Source organism: Streptomyces sp. NPDC058880 (assembly GCF_042742535.1).
Classification (GTDB): domain Bacteria; phylum Actinomycetota; class Actinomycetes; order Streptomycetales; family Streptomycetaceae; genus Streptomyces.
Map to the genome: position 1 here is coordinate 18,429 of NZ_JBHYMC010000077.1, position 14,034 is coordinate 32,462.

Below are 14,034 nucleotides of genomic sequence, written 5' to 3' on the forward strand. Positions count from 1 at the left end.
CGGGCTGATATCAATCACGGCTGGCTCACGGCTCACGATCCGGCGTTGACGTTGGCGAGGACGGCGGTGGCGATCGCCAGGACCACGGCGCCGGCGAGCAGGGCGCTCAGGTAGCTCTGCACGTTGCCGGTCTGGGCCCGGCGGACGAGCCCGCCGAGCAGCCGGGTGCCGGTGCCCGCGCCGCGGACGTACGTGTCCACGACCTCGCGGTCGAGGAAGGCGACGAGGCGGGCCGCGGCACGGACGGGGCGGACGAAGAGCCGGTCGTAGACGGCGTCGAGGTGGAAGCCCTCGGCCGCATGGCGGTGCAGGGGGCCCAGGAGGGCCCGGCCGGGGTCGGCGGCCGGTCCCGCCGGCACGGCGGGGTGCTCATGGGTGACCTCCGCGACCTCGGGCGTTTCGGCCGCGGACTCGGCTGCCGCCGTGGCCGCGGACACGGCGGCGGACACGGCGGCGGGCTGCTCGGCGGCGGCGCTGCCGGCGGGCCCGGCCGCGGGGGCCTCGGCGGCCTTGGCCGTGGCGCGCTGCCAGAGGGCGTAGGTGAGCATCGCGCCGAGGAGGGCGGCACCCGTGCCGAGGACCGATGTGGCCACGGTGGGGGTGAGCGCCCGGCCGTCGAACCAGTCGGCGAGCGAGTCCGCGGCGAGGCCGAAGCCGACCGACGGGATGGCCAGCAGCCACAGCACGCCGGTCATGGCGAGGGGTTCCTTGCCGTGGTCGGGGGCGGCGGCGCCCCGGCCGCGGAAGGCCATCAGCCACAGCCGGGCTGCGTAGGCGGCGGTGAGCAGGGCGGTGAGCACGCCGGCGATCAGCACCAGCCAGCCGGCGGCGGAGGGAGCGGCGTCCGAGTGACCGGTGGCGGTCTGCTCGGCTGCGACGAGGACGGCTTCCTTGGAGAAGAAGCCGGCGAAGGGCGGGATCGCGGCGAGCGCGAGCAGCGCGATCGTCATCGTCCAGAAGGCGTCGGGGATGCGCTTGGCCAGGCCGTCCATCCGGGACATGGCGGCCAGGGAGTTCGTACCGGCAGCGTGGATGATCACGCCCGCGCCCAGGAAGAGGAGCGCTTTGAAGGCGCCGTGGGACAGGAGGTGGAAGACGGCCGCACCGCGGTCGGCGACGGCCAGGGCGCCGGTCATGTAGGCGAGCTGGCCGATGGTGGAGTAGGCGAGCACCCGCTTGATGTCGTCCTGGGCCAGGGCGGCGAGGCCGGAGCCGACCATCGTGACGGCCGCCATGACGGCCATCACCACCAGTGCGGCTGCGGAGGCCGCGAAGACGGGAAGGAGACGGGCGATGAAGTAGACACCGGCGGCGACCATCGTCGCGGCGTGGATCAGCGCGGAGACGGGGGTGGGACCGGCCATCGCGTCGGGGAGCCAGGTGTGCAGCGGGAACTGCGCCGACTTGCCCGCGACTCCGGCGAGCAGGAGCAGTGCGATCAGCGTCGGGTGGTCGAGTCCGCCGGCGGCGACGGTCCCGAGGATCTTTGTGATCCGGAAGGATCCGGCGTCCGTGGCGAGCGCGAACAGGCCGATCAGGAAGGGGACGTCGCCGAGCTTGGTGACGAGGAAGGCCTTCAGGGAGGCGGAGCGGGCCGCTTCGGTCTCCCAGTAGTGGCCGACGAGGAAGTACGAGCAGATGCCCATGACTTCCCAGCCGACCAGCAGCACCATCAGGTCGCCGGAGTAGACGACGAGCAGCATGGCGGAGGTGAACAACGAGACGAGGGACGCGTAGGAGGGGTAGCGCGGGTCGTCGCGGAGGTACGCCGTCGAATAGAGCTGTACGCAGGTGGCGACGACCCCGACGAGGACGGCAACCAGCGCGGCGAAGCCGTCGATGTAGAGCGAGAGGTCGATCGGAACCGAGCCGGTCGGGGTGAGCTCGGTCGCGGTGCTGACGGGCTGCCCGCCGCCCTGGCGGAGGGCGACGGTCACGGCCAGTACGGCGGCGGCGAGCGTCGGCAGGATCGCGAGCGGGCGGACGAATCCGGGGGCGGTGCGGCCGAGCAGCAGGCCCGCCACCGCGCCCAGGAAGGGCAGCAGCGGGACGAGGACGGCGAGGGTCGTGGTGCTCACGCGGCGACCTCCGGCCGGACGCTGCCGGTGCTGGTGCTGTCGGTGCTGTCGTTCGGGCCGGGCTCGTGGCCTTCGGCGGTGTCGCGCAGACGGTCGACGTCCGAGGTGCCGCGGTTGCGGTACACCATCAGTACGATCGCGAGGCCGATGCCGATCTCCGCGGCGGCGATGGCGATGGTGAAGAGGGTGAGGGCTTGGCCAGCGTGCAGGGTGTCGCGCAGCCAGACGTCGAAGGCCACCAGGTTGAGGTTGACGGCGTTGAGCATCAGCTCGACGGACATCAGGACCAGGATGGCGTTGCGGCGGGCGAGCACTCCGTACAGGCCCGTGCAGAACAGGAGCGCCGCGAGCACGGCGGGGTAGGCGAGGTGCATCAGCGCTGCCCCTTGTCTCGGGCGTCGGCGGGGTCGTTGCGGCGGGACAGCACGATGGCGCCGATCAGCGCAGCGAGGAGGAGCACCGAGAGCGCCTCGAAGGGCAGCACCCAGTGCTGGAAGAGGATCTCGCCGGAGACCTTCGTGGAGCCCTGGACCGGCCCGTCCAGGTCGATCCAGGTGGTGCGGAAGGCGTCGACGACGACCCAGACGAGGGCGACCGCGGCGACGACGGCGACGGCGAGGGCGATCCGGCGGTTGCCGGAGTCGGCGTCCGGGGAGCGGCCGATCGGGGCCTTGGTGAGCATGAGCCCGAAGAGGAGCAGCACGACCACGGAGCCGAGGTAGATCAGGACCTGGACCCAGGCGATGAACTCGGCGGTCAGCAGCAGGTACTCCACGGCGATCCCGCCGAGGGCGACGACCAGCCACAGGGCGGCGTGCACCAGCTGCTTGGTGGTGACCGTGACGAGGGCCGCGCCGAAGGTGGCGAGGCCCACGAGGAGGAAGGCGATCTCGACGCCGGTCGGGGACAGGAATCCGGGCCCGGTGGTGGCGGCGGCGGCCAGGGGGGCGGCGGGGCTCACGCGTCTCCCTCCGGGGTCGGGGTCGGGGTCGGGGTCGTCGGCGGTTCGTCCGCGGCCGCCCGGGCGGCGGCTTCGGCGGCTGCCGCGGCGGCAGCCGCCGCTTCGGCCTTCTCCACCGCCTTGCGGGCGGCGGCGATCTCCTTGGGCTCCTCGGCCTTCGGGTCGAGGGCCGGCGGGGCGGGGACGGTCCACATCCACTCGCGGAGTTTGTCGCGCTCGTGGGTCAGCTCGTGGATGTCGGTCTCCGCGTACTCGAACTCCGGCGACCAGAAGAGGGCGTCGAAGGGGCACACCTCGATGCAGATGCCGCAGTACATGCAGAGGGAGAAGTCGATGGCGAAGCGGTCGAGCACGTTCCGGCTGCGCTCGCGGCCGCCGGGGGTGGCGGCGGGGACCGTCTCCTTGTGGGAGTCGATGTAGATGCACCAGTCGGGGCACTCACGGGCGCAGAGCATGCAGACCGTGCAGTTCTCCTCGAACAGGCCGATGACCCCGCGGGAGCGCGGCGGAAGTTCGGGCTGGACCTCGGGGTACTGGGCCGTGTGAGAGCGCTTCGTCATCGTGCGCAGCGTGACGGCCAGGCCCTTGGCCAGGCCGGATCCGGGGATGGGCATTACTGGATCGCCACCTTCACGATGCCGGTGAGCGCGATCTGGGCGAGCGCGAGCGGGATGAGTGTGGTCCAGGCGAGCTTCTGGAGCTGGTCCTCGCGCAGGCGCGGGTAGCTCACGCGGAGCCAGATCACGACGAAGGCGAGGACCGCGGTCTTGAGCAGGGTCCAGACCCAGCCGAGCCCCTCGGCGCCGAAGGGTCCGTGCCAGCCGCCGAGGAAGAGGACGGTGGTGAGGAAGCAGAGGACGACGATGCCGGCGTACTCGGCGAGCAGGAACAGCGCGAAGCGCAGGCCGGTGTACTCGGTGTACGCGCCGAAGATGATTTCGGAATCGGCGACGGGCATGTCGAAGGGGGGCCGCTGCAGTTCGGCGAGGCCGGCGGTGAAGAACACCAGGGCGCCGGCGATCTGCCAGGGCAGCCACCACCACTCGAAGGCCTCCACGATGCCGGGGAGGGAGACCGTCCCGGCCGCCATCGCCACGGAGGCGGCGGCGAGCAGCATCGGGAGCTCGTAGGCGAGCAGCTGGGCGGCCGTGCGCAGGCCGCCGAGCAGGGAGAACTTGTTGGCGGAAGCCCAGCCGGCCATGAGGGAGCCGAGGACTCCGACGCCCATGACGGCGAGCACGAAGAACAGGCCGGCGTCGATGACCTGGCCGACCGCGCCCTCGCCCGGACCGATCGGGATGGCGAGGAGGACCAGGAGGTACGGCAGCAGGGCGACGGCGGGGGCCAGCCGGAAGATCCTGCGGTCGGCGCCCGCCGGGACGACGTCTTCCTTCTGCGCGAACTTCACGCCGTCGGCGACGAGCTGCGCCCAGCCGTGGAACCCGCCGGCGTACATGGGGCCGAGGCGGCCCTGCATGTGGGCCATCACCTTGTGCTCGGTCTGCCCGACGACGAGCGGGAGCACGAGGAAGACGGCGAAGACGACGATCAGCCGCAGGGCGACGTCGAGGACGTCGTTCACGCGTCGCCTCCGTTGTCGGTGGTGGGGTGGGTCTCGGGGGATTCCCCGGGCTCGGCCTGCGCGGCCCGCTCGGGGCCGGACTCGTCGTAGGCGGGCTTCGGGTCGTGCCAAGGGGCGTCGGAGCTGCGCGGGGCGGGGCGGCGCGGCGCGCGTGCAGCGGGCTCCGTGGCCGGCGGGCCGGCGTCCGGCGCGGCCGGCGTCGTGCCCGGGTCCTGGCTCGCCGAGCCGTCGGCCGCCGAGCGGGTGCGGCGCGCCGGGCGGGCCGGGGCTTCGGAGGCCTCTGGGCCGGCAGCGGCGGCGTCCGGGGCGGCCTGTTCGGTGGCCGGAGCGGCAGCGGTGTCGGCCGCCTGGCTCGCCGAGCCCTCCGTGACCGAGCGGGTGCGGCGCGCCGGGCGGGCCGGGGTCTGCGGGGTGGCGGCCTCGGCGGTCTGGGTGGCTGAGCCCTCGGCGACCGAGCGGGTGCGGCGGACGGGGGCGCCCTCGCGCGGGGTGCGGGCGGCGCCTGCACCGGCGGCCCGCGGGGTGCGGGCGGGGCGGGCCGGAGCCGGCGGGAGCTGGCCCTTCATGGGGCCCCAGTCGTTGGGGTCCGGCACGCCGGGCGGAAGCATCTGCCGGCGCTTCGGGGCGTCGGGGTCGTGGGCCTCACCCGGCTCCTTCGCCCCCGGCCAGGCCTTCGCGACGCGCGCGGCCAGCACGAAGTCCTTGCGCAGCGGGTGTCCCTCGAAGTTCTCCGGGAGGAGCAGGTGCACCAGGTGCGGGTGGTCGGTGAAGGTGATCCCGAACATCTCGAACGTCTCGCGCTCGTGCCATTCCGCCCCCGCGTACAGGGCCACGGCCGACGGCAGCGAGGGGGAGCCGTGCGGGACGGTCGTGCGCAGCAGGAGCCGGCGTACGCGGCGGTTCTCCAGCGAGGCGACGTGCGCGCAGACCCGGAAGCCGGTGCCGGGCTCGTCCACGGCGCTCAGCCAGTCGAAGTACGTGCAGCCCAGCTTGTCCCGGGCGATCTCCAGCGAGGAGATCCAGGAGCCGACGGGCACGTCGACGGTGAGGACGTCGTACGAGAGCTCGGCCACGGCCTCGGCGCCGAAGAGCGTCGGCGCGGCGTCGGGGAGGGAGTCGTAGAGGTTCACGCGCCGGCCCCCTGCCCGGGTGCCGGCGGGGCCGTGACCAGGCCGCTGGTCAGCTGGGAGACGGACGGCCCCGACGCATAGCGGTCGGCCAGCGACTCACGGGCGATCTTCTCCTGGAGCTTGAGGATGCCCTGCAGGAGCGCCTCCGGGCGCGGCGGACAGCCGGGCACGTAGACGTCGACGGGGATGATCTGGTCGACGCCCTTCGTCACCGAGTACGAGTCCCAGTACGGGCCGCCGCAGTTGGAGCAGGCGCCGAAGGAGATGACGTACTTCGGCTCCGGCATCTGCTCGTAGAGCCGCTTGACCGCGGGGGCCATCTTGTCCGTGACGGTGCCCGAGACGATCATCAGATCGGCCTGGCGCGGACCCGGTGCGAACGGGATGACGCCGAGGCGGATGAAGTCGTGCCGGGCCATCGACGCGGCGATGAACTCGATCGCGCAGCAGGCCAGGCCGAAGTTGAAGACCCACAGGCTGTACCGGCGGCCCCAGTTCAGGACCACCTTCATCGGTTCCGGGGCCAGGCGGGAGAGGACTCCGAGGCGCTTGGGCTCGGGGAGCAGCTCCGGCTGAGGTGTCACGTCCATTCGAGGACGCCCTTCTTGTACGCATAGAGCAGGCCGACGGCCAGGAAGCCCAGGAAGATGAACATCTCGACCAGGGTCGTGGCGCCGTAGCCGGCGGCGGCGAACACCGTCGCCCACGGGAACAGGAAGATCGAGTCGACGGCGAAGATGACGTAGAGGAACGCGTAGACGTAGTAGCGGACCTGGGTGTGCGCCCAGCCCTCGCCGACGGGGTCCACGCCGCATTCGTAGGTCAGCAGCTTCTCGGGGGTCGGGACCACGGGCCGCAGGAGGCGGCCCGCGCCGAAGGCGACGGCCACGAAGAGCACACCGAGGGCTGCGAGCAGACCGACGACCGAATAACTCCGGAAGTAGTCCGCCGCGAGCACGGTTACGGTCGATACCGTTGCTTCGGGCACGTCCGTTCCTCGCTCCTCGGTCACTGTCGACGATCTGGTACGGACGGGAGTCTAGGGCCTGCCCCACACGGGGTGGGGTTATCCCCCGTTCACAGCACCCCGGCCACCCCATGGCACCAGCGAGTCCCGCTTGACAGGCTGTGGCGCATGACCACGAGCCCGGCCATCGCCGACACCGACCGACCTCCCCCCGTACGGCCCGTGTTCAGCGCCGTCACGTTGAAGGAAATCGCTCATCTGGTGACCAATCTGCCGGAGGCGGTCGTCGGTTTTGTTTACGCGGTCGTCATGATTTCCACCGCGGGCGGTCTTTCCGTGACCGCGATCGGACTTCCTTTGCTTGCGGTCGGCCTCCTTCTGTCTCGGCAATGGGGACGGCTGGAGCGGGCCCGCGCACGGTTGCTCCTGGGCGTGGGGGTGGAGGAGCCGACCCCGCTCCCCGGTCCGCGGCGGTCCGGCGGCTTCTTCCCCTGGCTGTGGACGAGCATCAAGGATCCGGTCGGCTGGCGGGCCGTGCTGTACCAGCTGATCCGGCTGCCCTGGGGGATGCTCACCTTCACGGTAGTCCTGACCGGGCTGTTCGTGCTGTGGCCGGTGCTGCCGTATCTGGTGCGGCTGCTCGCGAACGTGGACCGCGCGATGGTGCGGGGCCTGCTGTCGCCCTCCGACGACCTGGAGCGTCGGATCGCGGAGCTGGAGTCCGACCGGGGCGTGGTCGTGGACACGGCCGCCGCCGACCTGCGGCGCATCGAGCGGGACCTGCACGACGGGGCGCAGGCGCGGCTGGTCGCGCTGGCGATGGGGCTGGGCCTGGCGAAGGAGAAGCTGCTGGAGGACCCCGAGGGCGCTGCGGCGATGGTCGACGAGGCCCACGACGAGGTGAAGCTGGCGCTCCAGGAGCTGCGGGACCTGGCCCGCGGGATCCACCCGGCCGTGCTGACCGACCGGGGTCTGGATGCGGCGCTGTCGTCGGTGGCGGCGCGGTGCGTGGTGCCGGTGAAGGTGTTGGTGGACCTGCCGACGGGACCGCAGGCGCGGCCGGCCGAGGCGATCGAGGGCATCGCGTACTTCGTGGTGTCCGAACTGCTGCAGAACGTCAGCAAGCACGCGAGGGCGCGGGGGGCGACCGTGGAGGTCTGGCGGGCAGGGGCGCGGCTGATGATCCGGGTGTCCGATGACGGGCGGGGCGGGGCGGACACGTCCGGCGGGACGGGGCTGGCGGGGCTGGCCGAGCGGCTGGGCGCGGTGGACGGGGTGCTGGTCGTCGACTCCCCCGAGGGGGAGGGGACGGTGGTGACGGCGGAGCTGCCGTGGCGTGACCGCCGGGGCCGACTCTGAGGCGCGCGAGGTGCAGCCGGTGTGTGGTGGTGGGCGGTGCTTCCGTCCAGGGGTGAGCGGGCTCCCGTCCAGGGGTGGGCGGGGGCCCGTCCGTGTGTCCGGCTCGTGGCCGCTCCCCGGGGCTCCGGTTCCGGTTCCGGCGGTGCCGCATCGACAGGGGTGGGGTTATCCCCCGGGTGGAGAGGCCCACCCGCCGCATGGTCCGGGGGTGGCGGCGGGCGGGAGGGTGGGGGTGTGGCCGAGGAGTGGAAGGGCGGGACGTGAGATGGACGACGGCAAGGGTGGGCGGGGCGGGGTCGGTGCGGTGCTGCTGGCCCCGGTGGCGGGGCGGACCTGGCGGGAGTTCGCGTACCTCCTGGTCGGGCTGCCGCTGAGCACGCTGTACTTCTCCCTCACCATCACCGGCGTGAGCCTCGGTGCCGGCCTGCTCGTCACCTTCTTGGGCGTCCCGGTACTGGCGGGGGTGCTGGCCATGTGCCGCGGGTTCGGGCGGCTGGAGCGGATCCGGGTGCGCGTGCTGCTCGGGGCGCACATCAGCGAGCCGGCGCCGATCCGTGCGAAGAAGAGCGGGCCGCTCGCCGCCATGGGCGCGGTCCTGCGCAGCGGCAGCGCCTGGCGGCACGCGCTGTACTCCGTGATCCACTTCCCGTGGGCGGTGTTCGCCTTCTGCGTGGCACTGACCTTCTGGGCGGTCGGCTGGACGTACCTGCTGTACCCGCTGTGGTTCTGGGTCCTCCCCACCTGGACCGACCAGCCGGGGCTCCAGCTCTTCCAGAACGACGACTACTCCTTCTACCTCGACTCGCCCGCGGAGATCGCCCTCACCTGCCTCGTCGGGCTGGCCGTCACTCTCGCCACCCCGTGGCTGTTCAGGGCGCTGACCACGGTGGACCGGGTCGTGGTCGGCGGGCTGCTCGGTGCGTCCCGGCTGGACAGCAGGGTCACCGAGCTGGAGTCCGACCGGGGGGTCGTCGTGGACACCGCCGCCGCCGACCTGCGGCGCATCGAACGGGATCTGCACGACGGTGCCCAGGCACGGCTGGCGGCGCTGGCGATGGACCTGGGGCTGGCGAAGGAGAAGTTCGGCCAGGACCCCCAGGCCGCCGCCCGCATGGTGGACGAGGCGCACGGCGAGGTGAAGACCGCCTTGCAGGAGCTGCGGGACCTGGCCCGCGGAATCCACCCGGCCGTGCTGACCGACCGCGGGCTGGACGCCGCGCTGTCCTCGGTGGCCGCCCGGTGCACCGTGCCGGTACGGGTGGAAGTGGACCTCGCGGCCAGGCCGGCCGCGGCCATCGAGGGGATTGCGTACGCCACGGTCTCGGAGTTGCTGCAGAACATCGGCAGGCACTCCGCGGCCCGATCGGCCTCGGTGGACGTGTGGCGGTCCGGGGGGCGGCTGCTGCTCCGGGTGGCCGATGACGGCCGGGGCGGCGCGAGCGTGCGGGCCGGGACGGGGCTGGCGGCGCTCGCCGAGCGGCTGGACGCCGTGGACGGGGTGCTGGTCGTCGACTCCCCCGAGGGCGGGGGCACGACGGTCACCGCCGAGCTGCCGTGGCGGTCCTGACGCCGGTGCGGAGCCGTGGGACCCCCGTCCGGGTGGGCCGGGGGTCCGTCCGCGCGCCCGCCCCACCGCCGCCTCCCGGCCCGCTTCCCCGAACCCCGCGCCCCGGACTCCCGGGCCGCACCGGAGGGCGCCCCGGGCGGGGCTGAAACGGCGCGGCGCCGCCGCTCAGGATCCTCGGACGGGAACCCGGGGTGGGCATCCGGACGGAAATCCGGGGCGGGCGTCCGAGCGGGAATCCGGGCCGCGGACGCCGACGCGGCCGGACGGCGCCGGCTCCCGTGGATCCGGAGCTCTGGCTTCCATCAGCTCGGTGTGCGAAAACTCCCCTCGTACGCCCACGTGTTGTCCCGGCTCTGCCTTCACCGGGACTTAAGGCTGGGATGCTTGGCTGAGTCGGGCAGTACGGGAACGAGTGGACGCGGGAGCTGCTGAGTCGTGGAAGACAGGGTGCGGGTGGTCATCGCCGAGGATTCCGTACTGCTGCGCGAGGGCCTGACCCGGTTGCTGACGGACCGGGGGCATGACGTCGTGGCGGGCGTCGGGGACGGGGAGGCCCTGATCAAGACGGTGGCGGACCTCGCCGCCGAGGATGCGCTGCCCGACGTGGTGGTGGCGGACGTGCGCATGCCGCCGACGCACACCGACGAGGGCGTGCGGGCCGCCGTACGGCTGCGGCGCGACCACCCCGGGATAGGCGTGCTGGTGCTGTCGCAGTACGTGGAGGAGCAGTACGCCACGGAGCTCCTGGCCGGTTCCAGTACCGGAGTGGGGTATCTGCTGAAGGACCGGGTGGCCGAGGTGCGCGAGTTCCTGGACGCCGTGGTCCGGGTGGCCAGGGGCGGCACCGCCCTGGATCCCGAGGTCGTCGCCCAGCTGCTGGGGCGCAGCCGGAAACAGGACGTCCTGGCGGGTCTGACGCCGCGCGAGCGCGAGGTGCTGGGGCTGATGGCCGAGGGCCGTACCAATTCCGCCGTGGCCAAGCAGCTGGTCGTGAGCGACGGAGCGGTGGAGAAGCACGTCGGCAACATCTTCATGAAACTGGGCCTGTCGCCGAGTGAAGGGGATCACCGGCGCGTACTGGCCGTTCTCACCTATCTGAAATCTTGATCGACTGAAACTTTGTCAGATACGGCATACCGGCAGGGCCGTCTCGAATTATGGCCCTACGGTCCAGAATGTGGTCGCTCCTGGGGGCCTGATCCCTACCGTCGTAGGGTGGGTCATGGGGGTGCTCACGCCTCGAAGGAGGTCCAGTTCAGTGACCAGCCAGGTCAGCAGCCCAGCCGAGCAGGCCGACGGGGCCGGGGGTGCGGTTGTCGGTGGACAGCGCACTCCGGGCAGTCCGGACGGCAAGGAAGTACGGCGACTCGATCGGGTGATCATCCGGTTCGCGGGTGACTCCGGTGACGGCATGCAGCTCACCGGTGACCGGTTCACCTCGGAGACCGCGTCGTTCGGGAACGACCTGTCGACACTGCCGAACTTCCCGGCCGAGATCCGCGCCCCCGCCGGCACCCTGCCGGGCGTCTCCTCCTTCCAGCTCCACTTCGCCGACCACGACATCCTCACGCCGGGCGACGCCCCCAACGTGCTGGTGGCCATGAACCCCGCGGCGCTGAAGGCGAACATCGCCGACGTGCCGCGCGGCGCGGAGATCATCGTCAACACGGACGAGTTCACCAAGCGCCCCATGGCCAAGGTCGGATACGAGACCTCGCCCTTGGAGGACGGCTCGCTGGCCGCCTACAACCTGCACCCGGTGCCGCTGACCACGCTGACGGTGGAGGCGCTGAAGGACTTCGGGCTCTCCCGCAAGGAGGCCGAGCGCAGCAAGAACATGTTCGCGCTGGGCCTGCTGTCGTGGATGTACCACCGGCCGACGGAGGCCACGGAGAGCTTCCTGCGGCAGAAGTTCGCGAAGAAGCCCGAGATCGCCGAGGCGAACATCGTGGCCTTCCGGGCCGGTTGGAACTTCGGCGAGACGACCGAGGACTTCGCCGTCTCCTACGAGGTGGCACCCGCGACCCAGGCCTTCCCCACCGGCACCTACCGCAACATCTCCGGGAACCTGGCCCTCTCCTACGGCCTCATCGCCGCGAGCCAGCAGGCCGACCTGCCCCTGTACCTCGGCTCCTACCCGATCACCCCGGCCTCGGACATCCTGCACGAGCTGTCGAAGCACAAGAACTTCGGCGTGCGGACCTTCCAGGCCGAGGATGAGATCGCCGGCATCGGGGCGGCGCTCGGCGCCGCCTTCGGCGGGGCGCTCGGGGTCACCACCACCTCCGGGCCCGGTGTCGCGCTCAAGTCGGAGACGATCGGCCTGGCGGTCTCGCTGGAACTGCCGCTGCTCATCGTCGACATCCAGCGCGGCGGCCCGTCCACCGGCCTGCCGACCAAGACCGAGCAGGCGGACCTCCTCCAGGCCATGTACGGCCGCAACGGCGAGGCGCCGGTCCCGATCGTGGCGCCGAGGACGCCGGCGGACTGCTTCGACGCCGCCCTCGACGCGGCCCGGATCGCGCTGACCTACCGCACCCCGGTGTTCCTGCTGTCCGACGGCTACCTCGCCAACGGCTCGGAACCGTGGCGGATCCCGGAGGTCGCGGACCTGCCCGACCTGAAGGTCAAGTTCGCCACCGGCGCGAACCACACGCTCGCCGACGGCACCGAGGCCTTCTGGCCCTACAAGCGAGATCCGGAGACCCTGGCCCGACCCTGGGCGGTCCCCGGAACCCCGGGCCTCGAACACCGCATCGGCGGCATCGAGAAGCAGGACGGCACGGGCAACATCTCCTACGACCCGGCCAACCACGACCTCATGGTCCGCACCCGCCAGGCCAAGGTCGACGGCATCGAGGTGCCCGACCTCGACGTCGACGACCCGGACGGCGCCACCACCCTGGTCCTCGGCTGGGGTTCCACCTACGGCCCCATCACCGCCGCGGTCCGCCGGCTCCGGGCGGCCGGACTCCCCGTCGCCCAGGCTCACCTGCGCCACCTCAACCCCTTCCCCGGGAATCTCGGCGAGGTCCTTCGGCGTTACCACAAGGTAGTGGTGCCGGAGATGAATCTCGGCCAGCTCGCCACCCTCATCCGCGCGAAATACCTGGTCGACGCCCAGTCGTATCACCAGGTGAACGGAATGCCCTTCAAGGCCGAGCAGCTCGCCAAGGTTCTCAAGGAGGCCATCGATGACTGAGGTGACCGAGGCGACCGACGGGGCGCGGACCCTGCTCTCGCTGGTACCGAAGGCCGAGGGCAAGCAGTCGATGAAGGACTTCAAGTCGGACCAGGAGGTCCGCTGGTGTCCCGGTTGCGGCGACTACGCCGTGCTCGCCGCCGTCCAGGGCTTCATGCCCGAGCTGGGGCTGGCGAAGGAGAACATCGTCTTCGTCTCCGGCATCGGATGCTCCTCCCGTTTCCCCTACTACATGAACACCTACGGGATGCACTCGATCCACGGCCGGGCGCCGGCCATCGCGACGGGCCTGTGCACCTCCCGGCGCGACCTGTCGGTGTGGGTCGTCACGGGGGACGGCGACGCCCTGTCCATCGGCGGCAACCACCTGATCCACGCCCTGCGCCGCAACGTCAACCTGAAGATCCTGCTCTTCAACAACCGGATCTACGGTCTGACCAAGGGCCAGTACTCCCCCACCTCCGAGGTCGGCAAGATCACCAAGTCGACGCCGATGGGCTCGCTGGACGCGCCCTTCAACCCGGTGTCGCTGGCGCTCGGCGCCGAGGCGTCGTTCGTCGCCCGCACCGTCGACTCCGACCGCAAGCACCTCACCGAGGTGTTGCGCCAGGCGGCCGACCACCAGGGCACGGCGCTCGTCGAGATCTACCAGAACTGCAACATCTTCAACGACGGCGCCTTCGAGGTCCTCAAGGACAAGGACCGGGCCCGCGAGGCGGTGATCAGGCTGGAGGACGGCCGGCCGATCCGGTTCGGCGCGGACGACGAGAAGGGCGTGGTGCGCAATCAGACCACCGGTGACCTGGAGGTGGTCGACGTGACCCCCGCCAACGAGGGGCGGGTCCTCGTCCACGACGCCCGAGCCGCCAGCCCCGCCACGGCGTTCGCGCTCTCCCGGCTCGCCGACCCGGACACCCTGCACCGGACCCCGATCGGGGTCTTCCGCAGTGTCGAACGACCGGTCTACGACACCCTGATGGCCGACCAGCTCGACGCGGCCGTCGACCGCAGCGGCAAGGGCGACCTGGGCGCACTGCTGAACGGCAGTGACACCTGGACCGTCGTCGGCTGACCGAACCACGCGGACGCGGGGGGTGGGCGCAGGCCCCCCCGGGGGGGGGGGGGCGGCGGGGGCGGGCCCCCGCGGGTAGAGCGGCCCCCGAGGCCCCGGGGGTGATAATATAAGGG

General features: G+C 71.9%; 13 protein-coding genes. 5 read left to right on the forward strand and 8 right to left on the reverse strand.

All coding sequences use genetic code 11. The features are described from left to right. Nucleotides 1–32 precede the first annotated feature (32 nt). Genes ACFW2G_RS29530 through ACFW2G_RS29565 form a run of 8 tightly spaced genes read right to left on the reverse strand, consistent with a single transcriptional unit; the run spans nt 33 to nt 6,739 of the window. Nucleotides 33–2,078, reverse strand: a complete 2,046-nt coding sequence (locus ACFW2G_RS29530) for an NADH-quinone oxidoreductase subunit L (protein ID WP_384581352.1) — start codon at nt 2,076–2,078, stop codon at nt 33–35. Further along, nucleotides 2,075–2,452, reverse strand: a complete 378-nt coding sequence (nuoK, locus tag ACFW2G_RS29535; protein ID WP_037918881.1) for an NADH-quinone oxidoreductase subunit NuoK — start codon at nt 2,450–2,452, stop codon at nt 2,075–2,077. Before nuoK ends, ACFW2G_RS29530 begins: the two co-directional genes overlap by 4 nt. After that, nucleotides 2,452–3,039: an NADH-quinone oxidoreductase subunit J gene (locus ACFW2G_RS29540; RefSeq protein WP_370466479.1), complete on the reverse strand. Its 588-nt coding sequence runs from the start codon at nt 3,037–3,039 to the stop codon at nt 2,452–2,454. Before ACFW2G_RS29540 ends, nuoK begins: the two co-directional genes overlap by 1 nt. Further along, on the reverse strand, nt 3,036–3,653 hold the full coding sequence (locus ACFW2G_RS29545; RefSeq protein ID WP_384581354.1) for a NuoI/complex I 23 kDa subunit family protein: 618 nt from the start codon (nt 3,651–3,653) through the stop codon (nt 3,036–3,038). Before ACFW2G_RS29545 ends, ACFW2G_RS29540 begins: the two co-directional genes overlap by 4 nt. After that, a complete protein-coding gene (locus tag ACFW2G_RS29550; RefSeq protein ID WP_037918878.1) occupies nt 3,653–4,621 on the reverse strand; it encodes a complex I subunit 1 family protein in 969 nt (322 codons plus the stop codon). The genes ACFW2G_RS29545 and ACFW2G_RS29550 overlap by 1 nt, the downstream gene beginning before the upstream one ends. Next, nucleotides 4,618–5,751, reverse strand: coding sequence for an NADH-quinone oxidoreductase subunit C (locus ACFW2G_RS29555; RefSeq protein WP_384451605.1), 1,134 nt, complete (start codon nt 5,749–5,751; stop codon nt 4,618–4,620). Before ACFW2G_RS29555 ends, ACFW2G_RS29550 begins: the two co-directional genes overlap by 4 nt. Next, the gene (locus ACFW2G_RS29560) at nt 5,748–6,341 is read right to left on the reverse strand and encodes an NADH-quinone oxidoreductase subunit B (RefSeq protein ID WP_037918876.1); all 594 of its coding nucleotides are present in this window, start codon (nt 6,339–6,341) and stop codon (nt 5,748–5,750) included. Before ACFW2G_RS29560 ends, ACFW2G_RS29555 begins: the two co-directional genes overlap by 4 nt. Continuing rightward, entirely contained in the window at nt 6,332–6,739 is a 408-nt protein-coding gene (locus ACFW2G_RS29565; RefSeq protein ID WP_037918874.1) for an NADH-quinone oxidoreductase subunit A, read from the reverse strand. Before ACFW2G_RS29565 ends, ACFW2G_RS29560 begins: the two co-directional genes overlap by 10 nt. Nucleotides 6,740–6,886: 147 nt before the next feature. Here ACFW2G_RS29565 and ACFW2G_RS29570 point away from each other — a divergent pair, with 147 nt between their 5' ends. The 5 genes from ACFW2G_RS29570 (at nt 6,887) to ACFW2G_RS29590 (ending at nt 13,918) form a co-directional block, all read left to right on the forward strand. Continuing rightward, a complete protein-coding gene (locus tag ACFW2G_RS29570; RefSeq protein ID WP_384451610.1) occupies nt 6,887–8,077 on the forward strand; it encodes a sensor histidine kinase in 1,191 nt (396 codons plus the stop codon). 265 nt (nt 8,078–8,342) lie between these two features. Further along, nucleotides 8,343–9,644 (forward strand): sensor histidine kinase, encoded by a 1,302-nt coding sequence (locus ACFW2G_RS29575; RefSeq protein ID WP_384451613.1) that lies wholly within the window; start codon nt 8,343–8,345, stop codon nt 9,642–9,644. Nucleotides 9,645–10,091: 447 nt separating this feature from the next. Further along, on the forward strand, nt 10,092–10,751 hold the full coding sequence (locus ACFW2G_RS29580) for a response regulator transcription factor (RefSeq protein WP_037918870.1): 660 nt from the start codon (nt 10,092–10,094) through the stop codon (nt 10,749–10,751). A gap of 151 nt (nt 10,752–10,902) precedes the next feature. Further along, nucleotides 10,903–12,846: a 2-oxoacid:acceptor oxidoreductase subunit alpha gene (locus ACFW2G_RS29585; RefSeq protein WP_037918868.1), complete on the forward strand. Its 1,944-nt coding sequence runs from the start codon at nt 10,903–10,905 to the stop codon at nt 12,844–12,846. Continuing rightward, complete coding sequence (locus ACFW2G_RS29590; protein ID WP_037918866.1) at nt 12,839–13,918, forward strand: 2-oxoacid:ferredoxin oxidoreductase subunit beta; 1,080 nt, start codon at nt 12,839–12,841, stop codon at nt 13,916–13,918. The genes ACFW2G_RS29585 and ACFW2G_RS29590 overlap by 8 nt, the downstream gene beginning before the upstream one ends. The last annotated feature ends 116 nt before the right edge of the window (nt 13,919–14,034 follow it).

What these genes read in the sequence shown, in the direction of transcription:
- ACFW2G_RS29590 (WP_037918866.1), top strand. Translation starts at nt 12,839, where the DNA reads ATGACTGAGGTGACCGAGGCGACCGACGGGGCGCGGACCCTGCTCTCG.
- ACFW2G_RS29570 (WP_384451610.1), top strand. Translation starts at nt 6,887, where the DNA reads ATGACCACGAGCCCGGCCATCGCCGACACCGACCGACCTCCCCCCGTA.
- ACFW2G_RS29560 (WP_037918876.1), bottom strand. Translation starts at nt 6,341, where the DNA reads ATGGACGTGACACCTCAGCCGGAGCTGCTCCCCGAGCCCAAGCGCCTC.
- ACFW2G_RS29575 (WP_384451613.1), top strand. Translation starts at nt 8,343, where the DNA reads ATGGACGACGGCAAGGGTGGGCGGGGCGGGGTCGGTGCGGTGCTGCTG.
- ACFW2G_RS29545 (WP_384581354.1), bottom strand. Translation starts at nt 3,653, where the DNA reads ATGCCCATCCCCGGATCCGGCCTGGCCAAGGGCCTGGCCGTCACGCTG.
- nuoK (WP_037918881.1), bottom strand. Translation starts at nt 2,452, where the DNA reads ATGCACCTCGCCTACCCCGCCGTGCTCGCGGCGCTCCTGTTCTGCACG.